This is a genomic window from Leucobacter sp. UT-8R-CII-1-4 (genome assembly GCF_030010235.1).
Classification (GTDB): Bacteria; Actinomycetota; Actinomycetes; order Actinomycetales; family Microbacteriaceae; genus Leucobacter.
Genome location: NZ_JASCRS010000004.1, coordinates 59,145 through 78,506, shown reverse-complemented (window position 1 = coordinate 78,506; position 19,362 = coordinate 59,145). Strand labels below are relative to the sequence as shown.

19 protein-coding genes are annotated in these 19,362 nt (G+C 59.2%); 4 read left to right on the top strand and 15 right to left on the bottom strand.

Features of this window, described 5'->3' with window-relative positions; genetic code table 11:
* Positions 1 to 15 precede the first annotated feature (15 nt).
* The 3 genes from QBL02_RS10075 to QBL02_RS10065 are packed head-to-tail and all read right to left on the bottom strand — an operon-like array spanning position 16 to position 1,874.
* Positions 16 to 285 carry a hypothetical protein gene (locus QBL02_RS10075; protein ID WP_282726300.1) on the bottom strand — a complete coding sequence of 90 codons (270 nt, stop codon included), beginning with the start codon at positions 283 to 285 and terminating at the stop codon, positions 16 to 18.
* 9 nt (positions 286 to 294) lie between these two features.
* Positions 295 to 1,527 (bottom strand): DUF6596 domain-containing protein, encoded by a 1,233-nt coding sequence (locus QBL02_RS10070; RefSeq protein WP_282726299.1) that lies wholly within the window; start codon positions 1,525 to 1,527, stop codon positions 295 to 297.
* On the bottom strand, positions 1,524 to 1,874 hold the full coding sequence (locus tag QBL02_RS10065; RefSeq protein ID WP_282726298.1) for a YciI family protein: 351 nt from the start codon (positions 1,872 to 1,874) through the stop codon (positions 1,524 to 1,526). Before QBL02_RS10065 ends, QBL02_RS10070 begins: the two co-directional genes overlap by 4 nt.
* Positions 1,875 to 2,212: 338 nt before the next feature.
* Here QBL02_RS10065 and QBL02_RS10060 point away from each other — a divergent pair, with 338 nt between their 5' ends.
* A complete protein-coding gene (locus QBL02_RS10060) occupies positions 2,213 to 2,491 on the top strand; it encodes a hypothetical protein (protein WP_282726297.1) in 279 nt (92 codons plus the stop codon).
* Positions 2,492 to 2,524: 33 nt separating this feature from the next.
* On the opposite strand, the gene QBL02_RS10055 is transcribed toward QBL02_RS10060, so the two are convergent.
* The 3 genes from QBL02_RS10055 to QBL02_RS10045 form a co-directional block, all read right to left on the bottom strand.
* Positions 2,525 to 2,692: a hypothetical protein gene (locus QBL02_RS10055; RefSeq protein ID WP_282726296.1), complete on the bottom strand. Its 168-nt coding sequence runs from the start codon at positions 2,690 to 2,692 to the stop codon at positions 2,525 to 2,527.
* Positions 2,693 to 2,789: 97 nt separating this feature from the next.
* Positions 2,790 to 3,878, bottom strand: coding sequence for a hypothetical protein (locus QBL02_RS10050; protein WP_282726295.1), 1,089 nt, complete (start codon positions 3,876 to 3,878; stop codon positions 2,790 to 2,792).
* Between the two features lie 62 nt (positions 3,879 to 3,940).
* Complete coding sequence (locus QBL02_RS10045; RefSeq protein WP_282726294.1) at positions 3,941 to 4,456, bottom strand: hypothetical protein; 516 nt, start codon at positions 4,454 to 4,456, stop codon at positions 3,941 to 3,943.
* A gap of 327 nt (positions 4,457 to 4,783) precedes the next feature.
* Between QBL02_RS10045 and QBL02_RS10040 the strand changes: the two genes are divergently transcribed.
* A complete protein-coding gene (locus QBL02_RS10040; RefSeq protein ID WP_282726293.1) occupies positions 4,784 to 6,028 on the top strand; it encodes a peptidoglycan DD-metalloendopeptidase family protein in 1,245 nt (414 codons plus the stop codon).
* Between the two features lie 84 nt (positions 6,029 to 6,112).
* Here QBL02_RS10040 and QBL02_RS10035 read toward each other — a convergent pair whose 3' ends face one another.
* Complete coding sequence (locus QBL02_RS10035) at positions 6,113 to 7,546, bottom strand: amidase family protein (RefSeq protein WP_282726292.1); 1,434 nt, start codon at positions 7,544 to 7,546, stop codon at positions 6,113 to 6,115.
* Positions 7,547 to 7,684: 138 nt separating this feature from the next.
* On the opposite strand from QBL02_RS10035, the gene QBL02_RS10030 reads away from it, so the two are divergent.
* Positions 7,685 to 8,455: a LuxR C-terminal-related transcriptional regulator gene (locus QBL02_RS10030; RefSeq protein WP_282726291.1), complete on the top strand. Its 771-nt coding sequence runs from the start codon at positions 7,685 to 7,687 to the stop codon at positions 8,453 to 8,455.
* Here the strand turns inward: QBL02_RS10030 and QBL02_RS10025 are convergent.
* Positions 8,452 to 10,152 (bottom strand): DUF885 domain-containing protein, encoded by a 1,701-nt coding sequence (locus tag QBL02_RS10025; RefSeq protein ID WP_282726290.1) that lies wholly within the window; start codon positions 10,150 to 10,152, stop codon positions 8,452 to 8,454. The genes QBL02_RS10030 and QBL02_RS10025 overlap by 4 nt on opposite strands.
* Before the next feature lie 49 nt (positions 10,153 to 10,201).
* Between QBL02_RS10025 and QBL02_RS10020 the strand changes: the two genes are divergently transcribed.
* On the top strand, positions 10,202 to 10,951 hold the full coding sequence (locus tag QBL02_RS10020) for an HAD-IIB family hydrolase (RefSeq protein WP_282726289.1): 750 nt from the start codon (positions 10,202 to 10,204) through the stop codon (positions 10,949 to 10,951).
* A 70-nt stretch (positions 10,952 to 11,021) separates the two neighbouring features.
* On the opposite strand, the gene QBL02_RS10015 is transcribed toward QBL02_RS10020, so the two are convergent.
* The 7 genes from QBL02_RS10015 to radA all read right to left on the bottom strand — a co-directional run bounded on the left by QBL02_RS10015 (position 11,022) and on the right by radA (position 19,358).
* Entirely contained in the window at positions 11,022 to 11,945 is a 924-nt protein-coding gene (locus QBL02_RS10015) for an ABC transporter permease (protein WP_282726288.1), read from the bottom strand.
* The gene (locus QBL02_RS10010; protein ID WP_282726287.1) at positions 11,938 to 13,077 is read right to left on the bottom strand and encodes an ABC transporter permease; all 1,140 of its coding nucleotides are present in this window, start codon (positions 13,075 to 13,077) and stop codon (positions 11,938 to 11,940) included. The genes QBL02_RS10015 and QBL02_RS10010 overlap by 8 nt, the downstream gene beginning before the upstream one ends.
* A complete protein-coding gene (locus QBL02_RS10005) occupies positions 13,074 to 14,627 on the bottom strand; it encodes an ATP-binding cassette domain-containing protein (protein WP_282726286.1) in 1,554 nt (517 codons plus the stop codon). Before QBL02_RS10005 ends, QBL02_RS10010 begins: the two co-directional genes overlap by 4 nt.
* 40 nt (positions 14,628 to 14,667) lie before the next feature.
* Positions 14,668 to 15,771 (bottom strand): BMP family ABC transporter substrate-binding protein, encoded by a 1,104-nt coding sequence (locus QBL02_RS10000; RefSeq protein WP_282726285.1) that lies wholly within the window; start codon positions 15,769 to 15,771, stop codon positions 14,668 to 14,670.
* Between the two features lie 137 nt (positions 15,772 to 15,908).
* Complete coding sequence (locus QBL02_RS09995) at positions 15,909 to 16,217, bottom strand: hypothetical protein (protein ID WP_282726284.1); 309 nt, start codon at positions 16,215 to 16,217, stop codon at positions 15,909 to 15,911.
* Between the two features lie 142 nt (positions 16,218 to 16,359).
* Positions 16,360 to 17,913 carry a malate:quinone oxidoreductase gene (locus QBL02_RS09990; RefSeq protein WP_282726283.1) on the bottom strand — a complete coding sequence of 518 codons (1,554 nt, stop codon included), beginning with the start codon at positions 17,911 to 17,913 and terminating at the stop codon, positions 16,360 to 16,362.
* Between the two features lie 92 nt (positions 17,914 to 18,005).
* Positions 18,006 to 19,358 (bottom strand): DNA repair protein RadA, encoded by a 1,353-nt coding sequence (gene radA / locus QBL02_RS09985; RefSeq protein ID WP_282726282.1) that lies wholly within the window; start codon positions 19,356 to 19,358, stop codon positions 18,006 to 18,008.
* Between the last annotated feature and the right edge of the window lie 4 nt (positions 19,359 to 19,362).

Genomic DNA, 19,362 nt, shown 5'->3' with positions numbered 1-19,362 from the left:
TCCAGTCTTCCGTTTTCACTTCACCACGTAAAGCAGCTGCCATCCGTCTGGCACCAGGGTGCGAAGCCCATCCATGGTCTCAGCTTCGATCATGCGGGTCTGGTCGCGACGCGCAAATGTGCCGGTCGCAGTGAGTTCGGTACTGCCGCTCTTCATCGCGACTGGCGCCACGGCCAGGTCGAATCCTTCCGGCCGTTCTGCTTCGAGAAGTTCTTGAATCTCAGGCAGTCCGCCACCCTTCACGGTAGCTTCTTGGGTTTCGACGAGTCGGATCATGCCATGCATGTCACCAGGCTATCGACATTGTGGCGTCGCGCGATCCAGCGCTACTTCAGTAGCGTCACTGCTGAGCAGGTGGCGCAGAGCTTCTCGCTCGTGCTGGTACTCGCAGAGTTCGATGGCCTGTCGAAGAAGCTCGTCTGCTCCCAGATTGTCGCCCTCTTGCCGCAGCAGATGGGCCCCGACCACCAATACTCTGTGGTGTCCTGGCAACTCGTGACGCAGTCTGTCGACGTCTGCTCGGGCTATCGGGCGCCCCGAAATTGCACGCCCGGCGGCACGTTCCAGGCGGTCCAGCGGTGAGTCGCCGAGCTGGGCCAAACGATCGTGTGCCGCATCAATAAGCGCCCAGTTGGTGCGTTCTATGTCTGGGGCTACCGCGTGCGCCGCCTCGATCGTTGCGTATGCCCGAAGCTCTTCTGCGTAGCCTTCGCCCGGAACAAGCAAGGTGTATCGCCGCAATGCAGCCGTCAATTCACTCGCATTCCATTGGGATCGGTCCTGCTCTGCCAGGGTCAGCAGACGTCCATCTGCATCAACGCGCGCGTGTCTACGAGCGTGACCGAGTGAAATGAGCACATCGAGAGCGTCGAGGGCCGGGTGCGGGCGGTTCAAGGCTGCCTGTTGCACCAGAGCGACAAGGTCGTCGGTCGATGTGTCGTCAGCAAAGTAGGCGGCAGCGTAAGCCACCGAAAGCGCGCGAGCGACATCATCTGACCGTTCTGGAGAATCCCGCGAAGATGTTGATGCGAAGCCAGCCGCAGCAGCGCGTTTTTTCGCGCGCGTGATGCGCGCTGCCATCGTTGCAGTGCTTACCAAAAACATGCGCGCTATTCGCTCGGTTGGCACGCCCAAGACGAAGCGCAGCGCCAGCAGCGGTCGTGATTCGCTGCTGAGTGCAGGGTGACAGGCCAGCCAGAGCATTTCAATTCGATCATCGATAGCGCCGGGCGCAGCTTCAACCGGCTCAGCTGAGTCTTCTCGCGCAACTAGATGTCGCCGACGTGCGAGCGCCTGTTCGTGCCGCAATTCGTCTATCAGCAAGCGCTGAGCAACACGACGGATCCAGGCGACCGGGTGCGCCGGCAGCTCCGTGCCCCACGCTTCCAAAGCGCGTTCGCAGGCGGTGGCGAGTGCGTCTTCTGCAAGGTCCACTCGACCTGAATACGCGATGAGAGAGCGCAGCAGCGACGCCCAGTGCTCACGCACCAGGGCCGCTACCGCACGCTCTGCATCTTCCACGCTCACACCATTTGGTCTACGGGCCGCAGCTCCATGTCATACGGTGGCAAAAAGTCAGACAGTTCCAGCAGCAGGTCGAGACTCGGTGTTTCCAAAAGGTAGAAACCGCCTAGTCCCTCATAAGCGGCAGCGTATGGCCCTTCGGAAACCACTCGCTGTCCGCCTGATCTGCGAATAGTAGTCGCTGTCTCACCGGGTGTGAGAGCCTCCCCCGCCAGAATCTCTACGCCACGCGAAGCGCACTCGGTCTGAAACTGCTCGAACCGCTCCATAAGTGCGGCCTGCTCCGCTTCGCTCAGACCGTCAAAAGCGGGAACGTCGCCATCGCCCGTTAGCAGCAGCATGTACTTCATTTTGTTCTCCTCACCGGCAGCACAGGCGCGCCACCACTCTGTTGACGAGTGGGCATCGAAGAAATCGACATCAACCTCGAAGAAAAACTAGTTCGCTCTTCTCCCGACACTATAACTTCCGAGCAAGCGTCAGAATAGTGGCCTGATTTTGCCAAGCTAGGTCAAGTTTCACGTCAGAAGATCCCCCGCCTAAGCGAGGCCGCAACTATGCCACGTCGCGCCTGGAGGGGTGGACATTCCGGACAAGCCGTGAAACGTTGGAGGAGACACTAACCGCTCGACAGCAGTGAAGCGGAAACGAGTACTGGTTCCGCTGCGCGATCGCCTAGGAGGAAACAGTGACCGAGCCAACCAGGCACAAAGAAACGCAGAACTACGGGCAACTCGCCAGAAAAATGCGAGTCTGGGCAGTCATTATTCTCGCACTTGCTGTGGCCAGCTCTTTGTTTCTGCCGAACACTACACTCCTATTTGGCGCCCAGGCACAGGAGTCCTGGCAGTTCCTACGCGTCATCGGGTGGGTGACCACCCAGTTCGGGCTGCCGCTTTCGGCCGGCCTTTTCGTGGGCTCAATTATTGTGGCGCGGCTTCCGGCGCCAACGTGTACGAGTCAGTAAACCAGTCGAAACAACGCGGAGGCTTCGCCTAGATCACCGTGTTTTACGCGGAAACAGCAGCAACCCTGCCACGCCTGCTGTTCCAGCCATGATGATTGCAGAGGTCAGATTGTCGAATGATAGCCAAGCAATCGGGAACAGCATCATGAATGCGATGAGCGCAGCCCACCAGTTCAACCGACGCCCCTGTGCCTCACTCATACTGATAACGGTAGCAGCGGTGCTTCAATCGAAGCGGATCAGCCCCATTCTTTACTGAATATTCACATCTACTGGGCAAAAGCTACGGGGCAGATAACTACTGTGCAGCTGGCGGTGAATACGGAGCGAACGCTTCTGGCGGCGACAGGAACGGATCGTAGAGCGAGGTGACTGGCACACCAGCTGCACGCGCATTTGTGTATCCGTTCAGTGAGGCCGCGAGCCAGTCATCACGCATTCGAGCATCCATCGCGAGCAGCCCGACCGCGTTGCTCTGCACGATCGCCGCGAACGAAGAGACGAGCAGCACCGGCACGCTCAGCAATGAAACGAGCGCAATTGGCATTTCCGAGTTGGCTGCTGCAATACTTCCCGGAGCGACGCTCAGCATTACCGGCACGGCAACCACAAGGGTAATGATGAGCATTGCGGCGAGCGCGAGCAGACCGATCACTGCCATAGTGCCGAAGACTTTCCAGAATCGCCCTCGGGTGAGCTGCCAGGAGCCTCGAAAGGCCTGCCCGATTGAGACTCGGTCAAGCACCAATAGCGCCGGCGCGAGGCTGATCTTTGTTGTCGCCCAAATCACTGGCACAAGCAGTGCAAACAGTACAGCAAAGATCACCGCCATCATCACGATGGCCCCGCTGCTCGATCCGGCGGATACAGCGAACACACTGCCCAAAGCGATGACCATGGCAGCAAACCCGCCAACGACCATCCCTACGCCCATTGAAATCCCGAGCAGAATAAATGCATAACCGATGAGGCGCCCGCGCACCTGCTGAAGAGATTGCAGCAGGGTTCCTGCAAGAGCTCGATTTCCGAGCACACTCTCGCGCAGGTTCGAGAGCACATATCCCTGGGTCAATGCGACGACGATGAGCGAGCCGGCGCTCTGCACGAGTGAGGTGAAAAACCCGAGTACCGCGTAGGGAAGCGCCGACGAAAGATCACCGGCTTGGCTGGCTGCTTCCATCTTCATTTGAGGGTAGGTTGCGATGATCAGCAACAGCAGATTGATTCCGAACGGGATCAGCGCAGCACCAATGAGCAGTGGCTTCGGATTCTGTCGAATGAGCGTGAACGATCGTGAAAAGATTTCGCCAAATTCCATCGGCCTAAAGTGGCTCGTCGTGCCGAGAGATGGCTGCGGTATGTCTTGGGGGTTTTCTGGATTAGTCACGGTTCCTCCTCAGTTCTGAGTCATTCTTGTTTGACGTGCAGCGTTCGACTGTTAACTGCTGGTCACTGGGGCATTGCTTCTTCAGCAGCTTCTGGGTAGCGCCCTTTTGGCAGTAACAAAAAAGTGACTACCACAAGTACCAAGAAACCGCAGGCAGCCCCGAGCAACCCGGCTGATGCGCCGAGCTCTGCTGCAGCAAGAGTGGATAGGCCCCGCGAACGCAGCATATGCAGGTAGAGTCCGATCGAGATTGCTGCGGTGATCCCGCCGCCTATCGAGACGAGGCCACGCGCGAGCGACGTCCAGACGCCGGTGTTCAGGTTGAAGATTCCGACTACTGCCGTGATCCCGGCTGCTACGGCAGCGGCGAGGCTTTGCCCGTTGATGAATGAAATTGCTGTACCGAATGCGTCTGCCCCTTCCGGGCCCCAATGGGTCGGGAACTCTTCTGGAAGGTCCGTCCAGGAAGTGAGCACAACCCAGACCCAGAGCACGAGGGCGCTGGGTATCACGAAACAAGCAAGCAGCACCCGCAGCTTTTCGGGAACGTTCAACGTTGAAGCACTCTGTTTCGCCATCGTTCCGTACTTACTCTCCGCCGCACCTAGTTACCCTTCGAGACTATCGAGCGAGTGCGTGATGGCAAGTTACTCCTTCGAATCGCGGCCAGTCGCGATTGCGCCAGTTCGCCACTGGGGCGCTGATTCTTAGCTGCAACATTTGCGAGAACTCGGCTAAGTAACACCACATGAGGATTGGCGACGCGGAAACCTGTGCCGCCAATCTCAGAAAAACCTCCGAATCTTTTCGCTCTGAGAGAGCACGGGTTTAGGGTTGTTATGTAGAGTGCCCGTTTTTCTGGCACGATTCGGCGAAAGTCGCCAGCTGCAAAGGAAAGGGAACTCGTGACAACTCGATCCTCGTCGCCCGCGAAACGCGCCAAAAACTGGAGCACTGTTCTCGCAGCAACAGCCCTCGTCGCCCTGGTCAGCATGCCGCTCACCACTGCGACCGAGGCCGCGGCTGTTGACGCGAGCCTGCCAACTTGGCAAGACGTGCAGAACGCCAAAGACAACCAGGCGGCAACCGCTGGCAAGATCAAAGAGATCGAAGCCCTGCTGGTTCAGGTGAACCAAGAAGTAGAAAACACCAAAAAAGAGCTTGAGGCAGCTATCTCGGCTTCGGCCATTGCTGAGGAAGAACTCCTCAAGGCAAACACCCGCCTCGATGAGCTCAATGTAAAACTTGCTGAGAGCACCGAAGAGGCGGACTCGGCAAGCCAAGAAGCCGCTGCTCTTGTCGGCCTCATGTACCGCTCGGGCGGTATCGACCGTAGCACTGAGATGTTCCTTGAGAGCGATGCCGAGACCTCAGACGAGCTTCTTGAGCGACTGGCCTCAATGTCGAAGGCAACCGAGCGCAACTCGAAGATCGCCGAAGATGCCACGCGCGCCAAGAACGACGCACAGTCGCTTGGCGATCAGGCAGACGTAGTCTCGCAAGAGCGTGAGCGCCTTCGAGAAGATGCCGAAGCTCGCAAGAACACCGCATCGACGCTTGCCGCCGCGGCGATGGAGAAGCAGCAGACGCAAGAGGCTCAGCGCGACACTCTAGATGCTCAGCTTGCTGCGCTCAAAGACACCACCGCTACGACGGTGGCTGGCTACGAAGAGCGTCTCGCACAAGAAGCAGAAGATCGCCGCAAAGAACAAGAGAACAACAATAACAACGGTGGTGGCCAGGGCCCAGGACCAGGTGGTCAGGGTTGGGGTCTGCCCATCTACTCATATTGGGTCTCAGAAGAATTCGGTGGCGGTCGTGGCCACGGCGGTATCGATCTGGCTGCGCCAATGTGGACCCCGATCTACGCTGCTGCAGCTGGCACGGTGACCGCATGCTACGAGTTCAGCAACTACGGCAATACCGTGGACATCACTCACCCAGACGGTTCGATGACCCGCTACGCTCACCAGCCTTACGGTGGCATCACCGTAAACTGCGGCCAGTGGGTCAACCAGGGCCAGCGCATCGGCAACGTCGGTAGCACCGGCTGGTCGAGCGGCCCGCACCTGCACTTTGAGACCTGGCCAACCTCGGGTTACCGAGTGAACCCACGCGGTTTCATGGCAGACCGTGGAGTCTGGTTCTAATTAAGAACATCAAAACGGGGGCGGTGCTGCGGCGCGGCCCCCGTTTTTATGTTCCTAGAAGGTTATGAACGTTGGATCAGCGGATCAGTGTCCCGCATACACTCCTGGCCTACGACCAGCCCACGGTTCAGCTCGCTCAAGATCTGCGGCGAGCGCGATCAGTGTCGTCTCGTCTCCGTAGGCGGTGCCGAGCTGAATACCAATCGGCCAACCTTCTACCGATTGCGCGATCGGTACTGAGATTGCTGGCGTTCCGGTTGCGTTGAAGAGTGCGGTGCCAACGCCTGAGAACAGCTTTTCGAACCAGCCGGCCGCGTCAATGTTGGGATCGTTCTGGTTGAAGTGTCCGAGCGGAAAGGTTGGCTGCATCATTGTGGCAGAGAGGGTTACATCGTATTTGGTGTGGAACTCTCCGAGTGCTCGGGCTGCCCGGTTCACGGCGGCCTCGGTACGCATCATGTCGACGGCGCTGAGGCTCAATCCGTACTCCACGCAGGTGAGGGTCACATGCTCAAGCACGTCGCTCGTTGCTTCGATGCCGAGCATTGAGCTCACAGCGGTCACCCCGTCGGCTAGGAAGGCAGCCCACAGTTTGTAAGTGGCGTCGAGCCAGTCTTCGTGGTCAAGCTCCGGTGCGGCGATTTCGACGCTGTGCCCCATCGATTCGAGAAGTTCTGCGGTGCGCTCTACGGCTGCACGCACTTGCGGGTCGACCTTCTGACCGGGGCTCAGCATGTCCCAAGCGAGCGCGATCTTTTTGGGTGAGGCTCCCTGGGCTGCGGCATCACTGCAACTCTGTGCTGGTGCGGGCATCAGGTAGCGCTCCCCCGGTTCGCTGCCGTGCACTGCGTCAAGCAGGGCAGCGGTGTCGCGCACGGTTCGTGACACCGCAAATTCAACGCCGAGACCCATGAGCGGGTCGCCGTACCCTGGCCCAGTGGTGATTCGACCGCGACTTGGCTTCAGGCCCACGAGCCCGCAGGCGGCTGCCGGTACTCGGATCGAGCCACCACCGTCGTTCGCGTGTGCGATTGGCAAGGCGCCCGACGCGACGAGTGCGGCAGATCCACCGCTTGAACCACCGGCGCTTCGGGTGGTATCCCAGGGGTTCTTGGTGGGCGCGCCATAGGCGACTGCTTCGCTGGTTGCGTTAAAACCAAACTCGGGCGTTCTGGTAGTTGCCATCGTTGCCAACCCGGCTTTGCGGAAACGGGTCATGAGTGAGCTTTCACCAAGCACAACACCTTCGCCGAGCATGCGGGTGCCGTTTGTGGTTGGCACGTTGTCGGCGTGCAGCACAAGGTCTTTGATCGCAAAAGGCACGCCTGCGAATACTCCGTTTTCGTCGTGTTCGAGTGGTGCTTGATAGCGCTCTCCCACGATTGCCGATACTTGGGGTTCTACCTCATCGAGTGCTTTTGCAGCGGTCGCTTGTACTTCCTTTGCGCTGACCTGTCCAGAGCGAATGAGTTCAGCGAGGCCGAGCGCGTCGTAGCTTGAGTATTCCTTGACTTCCATTTGGGACTCCTTTGTCGATGGTTCAGAGTCGAGGCTACGAGCGTGTTCAGCATCAAAGATCCACAGATCTATGGATCTTTTGGCTTGATACGATGACTAGCATTTCCGTGTTCAACGTCGAAGCGGTGAGGTAGCCACATGTTCACAACTTTTGAGAATGGTCTCGCCCAATCGGTCAGGGTGTTTCGCGCCTTTGAGGTGGCTGGTCAGGCTTCGCACCCTGCTGCGCTGCGCGCTTCCTCTGCCGAGGCTCTGCATTTGTTGCAGCCTCTCGCCGCATTTGAGATGGCTTCGCTTTCGTACTGGGATCCGCATCTTGCCACGCATCGTTCGGTCGTGAATGTTGGCTACCCACGTCACGTGGTTGAGCTCAGCGACGCGCTCATGCATTCCGATGCGATTTTCCAGTCAATCCAACACGACCGTGTCCCGTTGCGTCTGCGCGGAATTAACCCGGCAGCCCTTTCGGGTGTGGTGGGCACGAGAATAATCTTACGAAATAGTTTTCGCGATGGGTTAACCCACTGCTTTTTTGGCGAGTCTGGCAGATATTTGGGGTACGTAAATCTCAGTTCGAGGATCGGCGATCTCGCTGAGGCTACTCCCCACATTGTGCAGCTTCTTGAGGCGGCGATTGTGCCGGTGCTGCACGCTGCCGCACAGAACTCTAGCGCTGCTCGCCCCGCGGTCAGCTCTCTCACTGCGCGTGAGCGTGAGGTGCTCTCACTGTTGCCTAGCGGTGCCACCAACACAGAAATTGCGGCACTGCTTTCAGTTTCACCCGCGACGGTGGCTCGCCATATTGAACACGTCATTGCAAAGCTGGGTGCGCAGAATCGCACCAGGGCAGCGTGTATTGCGGTTGAGCTGGGCGTCACAAATGCGGTACCCAGCTCAACCGGGTGTTAGTCGCGCAGTTCGCCGCGAAGCGCCTGCTGCAGTGTGTCGAGACGCATTCCGCCGAGCGATAGTGCCTGTCGGTGGAAATCTCGAATATCGAACGAGGATCCCCCGCTCGCTGCGCGTGCTGCGACTTCGTCGCGTAGCTGTTCCCAGATGCGCTGGCCGATCTTGTACGAGGGTGCTTGGCCACCCCAGCCGAGGTAACGGTTTACCTCGAAGCGCACAAAACCCTCATTCATGTTCACGTTTTGGCGCATGAAGTCGAGCGCGTATTCGCCGTCCCAGATCGCTGCTCCGTCTGGGCGCACCTTGCCGAGGTGCACACCGATGTCGAGCACCACTCGGGCCGCACGCATGCGCTGCCCGTCGAGCATGCCGAGTTTGTCGGCGGGGTCATCGAGGTATCCAAGCTGCTCCATGAGGCGTTCGGCGTAGAGCGCCCAGCCCTCGGCGTGGCCCGAAGTGCCCGCCAACTGCCTGCGCCACTCGTTCAGCGAGTCGCGGTTGACCACGGCTGAACCGATCTGCAGGTGATGTCCCGGAACACCTTCGTGGTAGACGGTGGTGAGTTCACGCCAGGTGTCGAACTCGGTCACGCCCTCTGGCACCGACCACCACATGCGGCCTGGGCGCGAAAAGTCATCGCTCGGTCCGGTGTAGTAGATGCCACCTTCTTGGGTTGGCGCGATCATGCACTCGAGTGCGCGAATCTCGTCTGGAATATCGAATTGTGTGCCCGCGAGTTCGGCAACTGCACGGTCGCTTGTCTCTTGCATCCACTGTTTGAGCGCGTCGGTGCCGTAAAGTTTGCGCGCTGGATCGGCTTCAAGCTGCGCGATTGCTTCAGCAACAATGCCCGGGTGCCGAGTTGAACCGGTGATTTCTGCGGCGATTCGTTCTTGCTCGTCGACCATTCGCGCGAGCTCTTCGAGACCCCACTCATAGGTTTCATCGAGGTCTACCCGCATGCCAAGAAATGCTTCTGAGGCGAGCTCGTAACGCTCACGCCCGAAGGCATCGGTTTCGCTCGCTTTCGGGGCCAGGTCGTTTTCAAGAAACTCCGCAAATTCGAGGTACGCGGCTGAAGCGGCACTTGCGGCCGCATCGAGCTGTGCTGCTTGTGCTTCGGCAGAAGCGCCGGCGGAAGTGGCAAGTCCGGTAAAGAATCCGTCGTTCGAGCCGGCTGTTCCGGCGACGCGGCGTGATTGTGCAGCGACCTCACGCACCTGACGAATAGCGGGCACGAGCCCCTTGCCCATTCCTGCGACCAGCGACTCACGGTAGCCGGCGAGGGCAGCCGGCACGGCGCGCATGCGCTGTTCAATGGTCTGCCACTGCTCAGCGTTGTCGTGCGGCATCAGATCGAAGATGTCGCGCATACCCTGCGCTGGCGATTCAATCACGTTGAGGTTGCGTAGTGATTCGCCGGCCTCGTGGCGAGCGAGCGAAAGTCGTAGTTCTGCTGCAAGATCTGCGCGGGTGACCCGGTCAACATCGTCTGCCGGGGTAGCGTTTTCGAGCGCTTGTAGGGTGGCCCGCTGAGCGTCGGCGAAGGCTTCGGCACCTTCTGGTGAGTAGTCGGGCAGTTTGGCGTCAACTTCGCTGCGACCAATGTAGGTACCCGTTGTCGGGTCGTGTTGCACGAGTGTGTCGACCCAAGATTCGGCGATTTGATCAATGTCTGTTTGCTGGCGGGAAGTCATGCTCTTAGCCTAGAGCCCCTGTTCAACGTGAAACAGTACGATTGACAGCATGCCGATTCCTGCGTTGGTCGCGTTTGACCTCGACGACACTCTCGCCCCTTCAAAGTCTCCGGTTGATCCGCGCATGCTTGCTGTGTTCGCTCGCCTGCTTGAGCGCACGACAGTAGCGGTGATTTCTGGCGGAAATTTTGAACAGTTTGAGGCGCAGTTGGTTTCGCGTCTTGAAACCATTGAAGAGTCAGCACTTGAGCGTTTGCACCTGCTGCCCACCTGCGGCACCCGGTATGAGCGACGTGGCGATGGCGTTTGGCAGACTGTGTACCGCGAGAATCTTGACCCGGCTGAGCGCGACGCCGCCTTTGCTGTGCTGCGTGAAGAGGCCGAGCGGCTGAATTTGTGGGAGAGCGACACCTGGGGTGAGATTCTCGAGGACCGTGGTTCGCAGGTTACGTTCTCGGCGCTTGGCCAGTCGGCTCCTGTCGCTGCGAAGCAGGCGTGGGATCCAGACGGCAGCAAAAAGAACAGACTTCGAGCAGCGGTGGCCGCGCGACTGCCCGAGCTTGAGGTTCGTAGCGGTGGATCAACCTCTGTTGATATCACGCGACGCGGTATCGATAAGGCGTACGGTATGCGGAAGCTCTCTGAGCAGACCGGCATTTCGCTCGAGGACATGCTTTTCATCGGCGATCGCCTTGACCCTGACGGGAATGATTACCCGGTGAAGGCAATGGGCGTTGCTTGTATCGCGGTGACCGGTTGGGAGCACACGGTGGAAGTGCTCGAAGAGCTGCTTGGCTAGCTGCCGTCGTCGCAGCTTGCGACCCTAGAGCTACCTGTGACGCCCGTGTTTCCAGCCGAGAAAAATGGGGCTAGCGCTGGCCCCGCAAATATGGAGTGGCCAGCGCAGGCGGCAGGGCTGATCCCCCGCGCGAAAATGCCAACACCAGCATGACCGCAACAAATGGTGCCATCGTTATGACGTCTGCCGAAATACTCACTGTCGCAAGCTGTAGTGCGGTCCCGGTTGCGACGAACAGGCCGTAGATCAACGAAATGACAACAAGCCAAATCGCACGTCCGCGCGAAAGCATGGCCGTGACAATCGCCAAGAAACCAAGGCCGTGGGTCATGCCAGGGGTAAAGGTGCCTGCAGAGACCAGCACCAGATAGGCGCCGCCGAGTCCCGCCATCACACCACCAAACAGCACGGCTAGCGAACGCACCAGGCGCACATTTACGCCTGCCGCATCAAGCGCTGCTGGGTTCTGCCCAGCAGCTCGCAATCTCAAGCCTGGGCTCGTTCGGCCCAGCCAGATCGCGGTCGCGAGTACAAACGCGAAGGTCAGCGCGAACATGCCGGGCCGCGCAAAAAGCACCGGCCCGAGCACCGGAATGTCTGCGAGTGGGCCCAAAGCCCACACCTCTGGCAAGCCGAGCCGTGGTCTTGATCCGGCGAAGGCCCAGTCGTAGAGCATGCTGCTTAGCCCGGTGCCGGCCAACGTCATGCCGATGCCCACCACTATCTGGTTCGCGTGCAGCCACACCGAAAGCACAATCAACACCGATTGCAGCGCGGCTCCGGCGAGCGCACCCGCCAGAAAGCCAAGCCAGAAGCTACTGCTCGCGTGCGTCACCGCGAAGGCCGAGAAGCCGCCGATCAGCAGCACTCCTTCGAGCCCAACATTCAGCACGCCCGACTGCTCTGCGACGCTCTCGCCAAGGGCAGCAAGGAGTAGTGGGATCATACTTGCGAAGGTCGCGAGCAGGAATGCGGTCAGTAATGCCTCACTCATGTTGGGCCCCCTTCGCATCAGCCCGCCTCACATCAGCACGATCCGCTTGAGTGCGCCCGAAAAGCCCGCGGCGTAGATAACTTCGACCCATGAGCTGCTTCGTCTTCGGTGTCGCTCTCGAAGCCAAAAACTCGATTGCCACCATGAAAAAGAGCACCAGCGCGACCAGCACGCTCAACACATCAACTGAAATACCGGCGCGCTGCGCAGCAATTACGCCACCCGTGGCAAGCACCGAATACAGGCCAACCAGCGGAATCGCAGCGAGTGGGCTCAGCCTGGCAAGAAACACAAAGGGCAAGATCTTGTCGCCATACCCGGGATTCCATTCGGCACGCGAGTACCCCCAGAGCCCCAGCATGTCAACGAGCGCGGCAAGCGCAATCATGGCGCTTGAACAGACAAACACAAGCACAATCAGACGCCGCACATTGACCCCCGCATGGGCTGCCGCCCGCGGGCTCGCGCCCAGCATATCGATCTTGAGTCCGAGCGAAGTCTTCGTGAGCACATAGTGGCTGATGCACATGATGACGAGCGAAACCAGCACACCAATGTGTATCTGGGTGCCTGAAATGAACGGCAACATATTGCCAAGATCAAGCACCTTCGTTTGTGGCACCGATACGCTCGGGTCTTTGAAGACGCCCCTGATCAAAAGATTTGCGACGCTAATCGCGATAAACGACATCATCAGGCTCGTGATGACTTCGTTTGTGCCCTTGTACGCTTTCAATAGTGCTGGCACTATACCGAGCAACGCACCGGTCAAGATTGCCAAAAGCACAAGCGCAAGCAGCGCGATTACGTATGGCAAGCGGGCGAACAGATCTGGCGCTAAGCCCGCGACAACGGCGGCCGAAAGCAAATAGCTACCGCCGTAGCCAAGGTTCCAGAGTTGCGCGCGAAAGGCAATGATGAGTCCGAGCGCGACAAGCAGCAGCGGAGCCATTGCGGTAAGCGACTGCTGCAGGCCTGCGCCCTGAGTGCCAAGTTGCCAGACATTTGCGTAGAACATGAATGGGTCGGCACCAAGCAACGCAATTAATAGCCCGCCAGCCACAAGGGCAAGCACAATCGGCGCGACGGTGCGAACCAGCACGTCTGAGACTCTGCCAACTGACTTCCTCACTGTGGTTCGCCTCCCGCGATGAGGTGGCCAATACGCGTGCGCAGTTCCTCTTGAGAGATTTCACTACACGCAGGATCAGCGGGCCCCCGCCCTGCAACAGCCAACTCGCCGACAATGCGCCCGTCTGAGAGCACTGCGATTCGGTCTGAGAGCTCAAGCAGCTCATCGAGGTCGGTTGAAATCAGTACCACCGCGACTCCAGAGTTTGCGAGTGCTGCAATTTCGTCACGCACCACCCGAACCGTATGCAGATCCAGGCCATAACTGGGCTTGTTGAACACAACGAGTTTTGCTTCGCCGTCGAGGGCGCGGGCCAAGAGAATCTTTTGAATGTTGCCGCCGGAGAGAGCGCCAGCGCGCAAGCCGGCATCGCTTGGCGAAATAGCAAACCGGTCGATCAGCGCATTGGCGTGCGCCCCCGCTGCAGCTCGTTGCAAACGGCCACGTCGCCAAAAAGGGTGCTCACCAACCCGGTTCAACAGCAAATTCAGCATCACGCTAAACGAAGCAACAATTCCCTCGTGCAGCCGATCATCCGTAACGTACCGAATGCCAAGAGATTGCCTCTGATGCACCGTTCGTGAACCAATGTCTGCCCCGGCAAAAACCACCCGACCGCTGCTTGCACGCACCTGCCCGGCGATCACTTCGGCAAGCGCACGCTGCCCCTGGCCGTCAACACCCGCCACACCAAGCACTTCACCCGCACGCACCTGAAGGTCGAGCTCATGAAGACCGACCGGCTGACCTGGCACACTCAGTTGCTCAAGGCGAAGCATCTCTGGGCCAAGCTTTCTCGCGCCAGCTTTACGAGGTGGTGCGGCCTTCACAGATTCGCCGCCGAACATTGCCTTGAGAATGCTCTCGCTGCTGTCTGCCTGTTGCCGCAGCTCTGCCGTCTCAAATCGCGCGGCCACACGACCACCCCGAAGCACAGTGATGCGGTCGCTCATCTGCAAAGCTTCATCTAGCTTGTGAGTGACCAGAATCACCGCCACACCGCGAGCCGTCAACCGTCGAATACTTGTGCCCAGCTTCTCAATCGCGCTTGCGCTGAGCATAGAAGTGGGCTCATCGAGCACGAGCACGCTCGGATCCCCAAGCAGCACTTTTGCAATTTCGAGTTGCTGCCGTTCGCCAAGACTCAAATCACCGACCCGTGCGCGCGGATCAATTTTTACGTCAAAAAGCTCACCTACCGAGGCCAGGTGATCCAGCGCTGCTTCCCGATTCAGCCAAAACGATCCGTCGCCACTGAGCATCAGATTCTCGGCGACCGTCATCGTGGCGATCAACGCTGAGTGCTGAAACACCACACCGATTCCGTGCGCGATCGAATCGGCTGGCGAAGCGCATACGGTTTGCCTGCCTGCCAGCTCAATCTGCCCCTGATCGGGCTGCTGCAAACCAGCAAGCATTGCGATCAAAGTTGATTTGCCAGCCCCGTTTTCACCCAGCAGACAGTGCACTTCGCCGGGCCACACCTCGAGCGACACCTGCTCATTTGCTGCGACCTCGCCAAATCGTTTGCTGAGGTCCGTGACCCGCAAGGCGGGCGCTGACCCCTCAGCGAATGTTGCGGCCAGTTCGTTACCCCTTGTGCGCGTCGATCAGCTGCTGCACGGCGGCCTTGTCGGCAGTGTAAGCGACCTCAATTTTGCCGTCGGCAATGGCCGCAGTGGCGTCGGCGACAGCGGTCTGAATCTCGTCACTCAAATTCGCGGTCTGCTGCAGTGTGAGACCGCCGTTTGCCACTGTGAGTTCGTAGCTTTTTGTGCCGAAGCTGCCATTCTCGATGTCTTTGATGGCCTGAACGTAGGTGTCTTTGTAGTTCCAGAGCACCGAGGTGAGTACAGTTTCTGGGTTCGAAACGATAGCGCTCACGTCACCGATCGTAGCTATGTAAGAGATTGGGTAATCGGTTTGTGCGGTTTCGATGGCCTGTAGGTAGCCGATGGTCGCACCATCACCCATCCCCATGATCACGTCTGCACCGGCGGCGATCACCTGATTTGTGACGCTGGTGCCGCCTGCCGAATCACCGTAGTTTGCCGGCCCAACATAGGCCAACACAATTTCAATCGCGGGATCAACGCTGTAGACGCCCTGTGCAAAACCGCCGGCCATCAAGAACCAGTTCAGGTTCTCGGCAGACGCGACAATGCCTACTTTCTTGGTCTGGCTCTTCATTGCTGCTGCTACACCAGCGAGGTAGGCTCCCTGCTGTGGCTGTGGGATGGCAGTTGCCACTTTGCCGGGCACGTTGTTTTCAAAATCAACTACGAGAGTTGGCACACCGGTCTGCGCGCCTACGCGAGCACCGGCGGCGTTGAAGCCACTCGCGTGTGCAATCACAAGGCCAACACCGCTCTGAGCAACCTGCGTCAGAATGGTCTCGGTGTTGTCATAGCCAACGTTCGAGTGATCTTCAAACTCAATGCCCAGTTCTTTTGCTGCGGCTTGGGCACCAACAAGTCCCTGCTGGTTCCAGCCGTGGTCTGACTCCTTCTCGGGAGTCACAATCGCAAAACTGGTGACCGGTTTTCCGGTAGTAGCGTCGCTGTTTGGTGCACTGTCGCGCCCCGCACAACCGCTTGCAGCGAGAGCTAGTCCAGCGGTCACCAGCACAGCTGCGATCCGTCGGCCAAAACGTAGAGTGCGGCCGTCGCGCGTCATTGCTGCCGGGTTCTGCATGAATTCTGCTCCATCGTTCGATTGGCACCGCGAAGCGCGGTCCATGAATCGATTCTGGATCAGGCTGTTGCAATGGACCACGCGCAGGAGTTCGAGCATCTCAAGTGGTCCATCAGCCCGAGCACTGTTGCCTGTACTTAGGCGCGGTAAGCCTGATGATCCTCGAAGCTCGGCATATCGCTGTAGTAAGCCCACTGATAGCAGTAGTCGCTCACCGGGTCGCGCGCGAGATCGCCGATACAGATCATGTCTTTAAAGCGCTCTTGTTCGCCCTGCACAAAATGCACGCGGCAAATCACCCGAAACTCGTCGGCGTTGATTTCGTGTTCGCTCGGCGCCCAACAGTCGACAGCGCTCGCACCGCTCGGCAGCTCAGCATCGCGCGCCGCAATACTCGAGAGTTGCTCGATTGCTTGCGCGTCGATTTCGTTGGGTGCTGCGTGCAACAGTCGCTCTGACTGTTCAGTTTCAGAGGGCGCCGTTTCAGAAGGCGCAGGATCTGCCGGCGCATCAGGCGCACAAGCGCTGAGCCCCAGGAGCAACACAAAAGCGGCGACCCCGAGGGGCCGCCGCTTTCGAAGAAACAATTTATTCAGCGATCGCTACCGAATCAGCCGACTCGGTGAGACCGAGCACTGCGCCCGTTGTGGCAAGTGTTTCAGCAGTTGCCGCGGCGTCGTGGTTGACCCCGGTGCCGTATGCAGGGATATGCTTAAGCACCTCCGCCTTCCACTCGTTCTCGAACTTCTCTGGGAAGCACTGCTTCATCACATCGAGCATTGCGTGAACTGCAGTCGAGGCGCCTGGTGAAGCACCGAGTAGGCCAGCAATAGTGCCCTCGCCACCGGTGATTACCTCGGTACCGAACTGCAGTACGCCGCCCTTCTTTGGGTCCTTCTTCATGACCTGCACACGCTGACCAGCGGTGATCATGCGCCAGTCTTCGGCACGAGCCGAAGGCATGTACTGGCGAAGAGCCTCAAGCTGCTTCTCGCGGCTCGCAAATACCTCGCCCAGCAGGTACTTCTCAAGTGAAAATTCGGTCAGGCCAACCTTCAGCATTGGGCCAAGGTTGTGCAGGCGCACCGAACCTGGCAGGTCCCACCACGAACCCTTCTTCAGGAAGTTCGGGCTAAAGCCAGCGTATGGGCCGAAGAGCAGGCTTGCCTTGCCGTCGACGATACGAGTATCGAGGTGCGGAACCGACATTGGGGGCGCGCCCACAGCTGCCTTGCCGTACACCTTTGCGCGGTGCTCGCGAACAACCTCCGGGTTATCGCAGCGCAGGAACTTGCCGCTGATTGGGAAGCCGCCGTAACCCTTGATCTCCGGGATACCCGAAGACTGCAGCAGGGAAAGCGCGCCGCCGCCAGCGCCAACAAACACAAAACGAGCGTTAAGAACGCTGGTTGCGTAGCCTGCACGGTTGCGAATACCGATGTTCCAGGTGCCGTCTTTCTTGACACGGCGCAGGCTAGTGGCCTCCTGGCCGAGCGCAAGAGTGGCTCCACCTTCTACGAGCTGATCGATCAGCTGGCGGGTGACCTCGCCGAAGTCGACGTCGGTGCCGCTAGTTGATCGGGTCGCTGCAAAAACTTCGTCCTTTGAGCGGCGCTCGATGAGCATTGGAGCCCATTCTGCGATCTTCTCAGGGTCTTCGCTGAACTCCATGTCGCTGAACAGCGGCTCGTTCTTCAGCACCTCGAAACGGCGACGCAGGTAGTCAACGTTGTTCTCGCCCTGTACGAAGGTCATGTGCGGGGTCGCATTGATGAAGCTCTGCGGATTGCCGAGCACACCCTGCTTTACGAGTGATGACCACCATTGGCGAGAGAGCTGAAACTGCTCATTAATCTCGATCGCCTTTTTGGGGCTGAGGCTGCCGTCGGCAGCTTCTGGCATGTAGTTCAGTTCGCAGAGGGCAGCGTGGCCAGTGCCAGCGTTGTTCCATGCGTTGCTTGATTCTGTCGCAACCTCTTCGCGGGATTCGATAATCTGAATCGTCCAATCCGGCTGCACCTGCTTAATCAGGGTGCCGAGAGTGGCGCTCATAATTCCGCCGCCGATGAGTGCTACGTCAACCGTGTTCTTGCTCACGAACGTAAAGTCTAGCTCGCCTTCGGCTTCTCGGTGCCATTGCATAGGGTTTATAGGGGTCTCACAGCCCACACACACCTCGTATACCTCGCACAAACAAATGCGACATAAGGCAATACTGCGTTGTGACCCTCACCCTATGAATTCGCGTTGGCTCGTGTGTTTACGCCCTCCCAGGCAAGCGCGCGGGCGTTGCCAAGGGTTGCTGCCGTCTCGTCGATCAGCCGTCGATAGCCGAGGCGGTTTGCTTCACTCGCCCGTTGCGCGCCGCCAACCACCGGACGAATCTCTCCGGCAAGGCTGAGCTCACCGATGGCGGCGAGGTCGTGCGGCAGCGCTCGATCAGCAACAGCAGAGATCACTGCGAGCGCAATGGCTAGGTCGGCTGCTGGCTCTACGAGGCGCACTCCGCCGACGGTGGAAACATACACGTCTTTGTCATGCAGTCGCACCCCAACCCGACGCTCAAGCACCGCAAGAATCATTGCCACCCTGGCGGAATCGACACCGCTAGTCACCCGGCGTGGATTCGGCGTGGCGCTGCCGGCTACCAACGCTTGCACCTCGACCGGCAGTGCGCGCCTGCCCTCCATAGCCACCGTGGCGCAGGTGCCGCTCACCGCTTCGCTGCTTCGGCTCAGGAACAAACCGGAGGGGTCAGGCACCTCTGCAATACCTGAGCTAGTCATTTCGAAACAGCCGATTTCGTCGGTCGGGCCGAATCGGTTCTTCAAGCTCCGCAGGAAACGCAGCGAACTTTGCCGGTCGCCCTCAAAATGGCACACCACATCTACGAGGTGCTCAAGTAGCCGAGGCCCCGCCACACTGCCGTCTTTCGTGACATGGCCCACCAGAATCACCGGCAGCGAGCGCGCTTTCGCCTCTCGAATAAGTGCGCTCGCGACTTCGCGCACCTGAGCGGGGCCACCCGCGCTGCCCTCAACCTGATCGCTCGCGAGGGTCTGCACCGAGTCGACAATGACGAGCTGCGGCTGCACAGCCTCGATATGGCCGAGCACTGTCGCAAGATCATTCTCGCTGGCCAGGAACAGGGTGTCGTGGAGTGCCCCGGTGCGTTCTGCCCGCATTCGCACCTGACCAGTCGACTCTTCGCCGCTCGCGTACAGCACCCGAGCACCCGTGCTTGCGATTCGAGCAGCAACATCGAGCAAGAGAGTTGATTTGCCCACCCCTGGCTCACCAGAAAACAGCACGGCAGCGCCGGGCACGATACCGCCACCGAGCACACGATCGAGTTCGCCGATGCCACTTGGTCTGTGCACCGCGGAGTCTGCTGCAAGTTCGGTGATTGGTCGGGCTTCACGCCCCTGCACAGGCGCGGCCGCGCGCACGGTTTTGCCGAGAGTCGCCCGTGGCGCTCCCGCTTCAACTACCGTGCCCCACTGTTGGCACTCACCACAGCGGCCAACCCACTTTGGGGCCTGCCAACCGCATTCTGAGCACACATATGGGCTGCTGTTTTTTGCCATGCTG

Bases quoted from the DNA above. Each gene is read 5' to 3' on its own strand.
- QBL02_RS10075 (WP_282726300.1), bottom strand. From the start codon at position 285: ATGCATGGCATGATCCGACTCGTCGAAACCCAAGAAGCTACCGTGAAG.
- QBL02_RS10065 (WP_282726298.1), bottom strand. From the start codon at position 1,874: ATGAAGTACATGCTGCTGCTAACGGGCGATGGCGACGTTCCCGCTTTT.
- QBL02_RS10055 (WP_282726296.1), bottom strand. From the start codon at position 2,692: ATGAGTGAGGCACAGGGGCGTCGGTTGAACTGGTGGGCTGCGCTCATC.
- QBL02_RS10045 (WP_282726294.1), bottom strand. From the start codon at position 4,456: ATGGCGAAACAGAGTGCTTCAACGTTGAACGTTCCCGAAAAGCTGCGG.
- QBL02_RS10035 (WP_282726292.1), bottom strand. From the start codon at position 7,546: ATGGAAGTCAAGGAATACTCAAGCTACGACGCGCTCGGCCTCGCTGAA.
- QBL02_RS10030 (WP_282726291.1), top strand. From the start codon at position 7,685: ATGTTCACAACTTTTGAGAATGGTCTCGCCCAATCGGTCAGGGTGTTT.
- QBL02_RS10025 (WP_282726290.1), bottom strand. From the start codon at position 10,152: ATGACTTCCCGCCAGCAAACAGACATTGATCAAATCGCCGAATCTTGG.
- QBL02_RS10020 (WP_282726289.1), top strand. From the start codon at position 10,202: ATGCCGATTCCTGCGTTGGTCGCGTTTGACCTCGACGACACTCTCGCC.
- QBL02_RS10015 (WP_282726288.1), bottom strand. From the start codon at position 11,945: ATGAGTGAGGCATTACTGACCGCATTCCTGCTCGCGACCTTCGCAAGT.
- QBL02_RS10000 (WP_282726285.1), bottom strand. From the start codon at position 15,771: ATGCAGAACCCGGCAGCAATGACGCGCGACGGCCGCACTCTACGTTTT.
- QBL02_RS09990 (WP_282726283.1), bottom strand. From the start codon at position 17,913: ATGCAATGGCACCGAGAAGCCGAAGGCGAGCTAGACTTTACGTTCGTG.
- radA (WP_282726282.1), bottom strand. From the start codon at position 19,358: ATGGCAAAAAACAGCAGCCCATATGTGTGCTCAGAATGCGGTTGGCAG.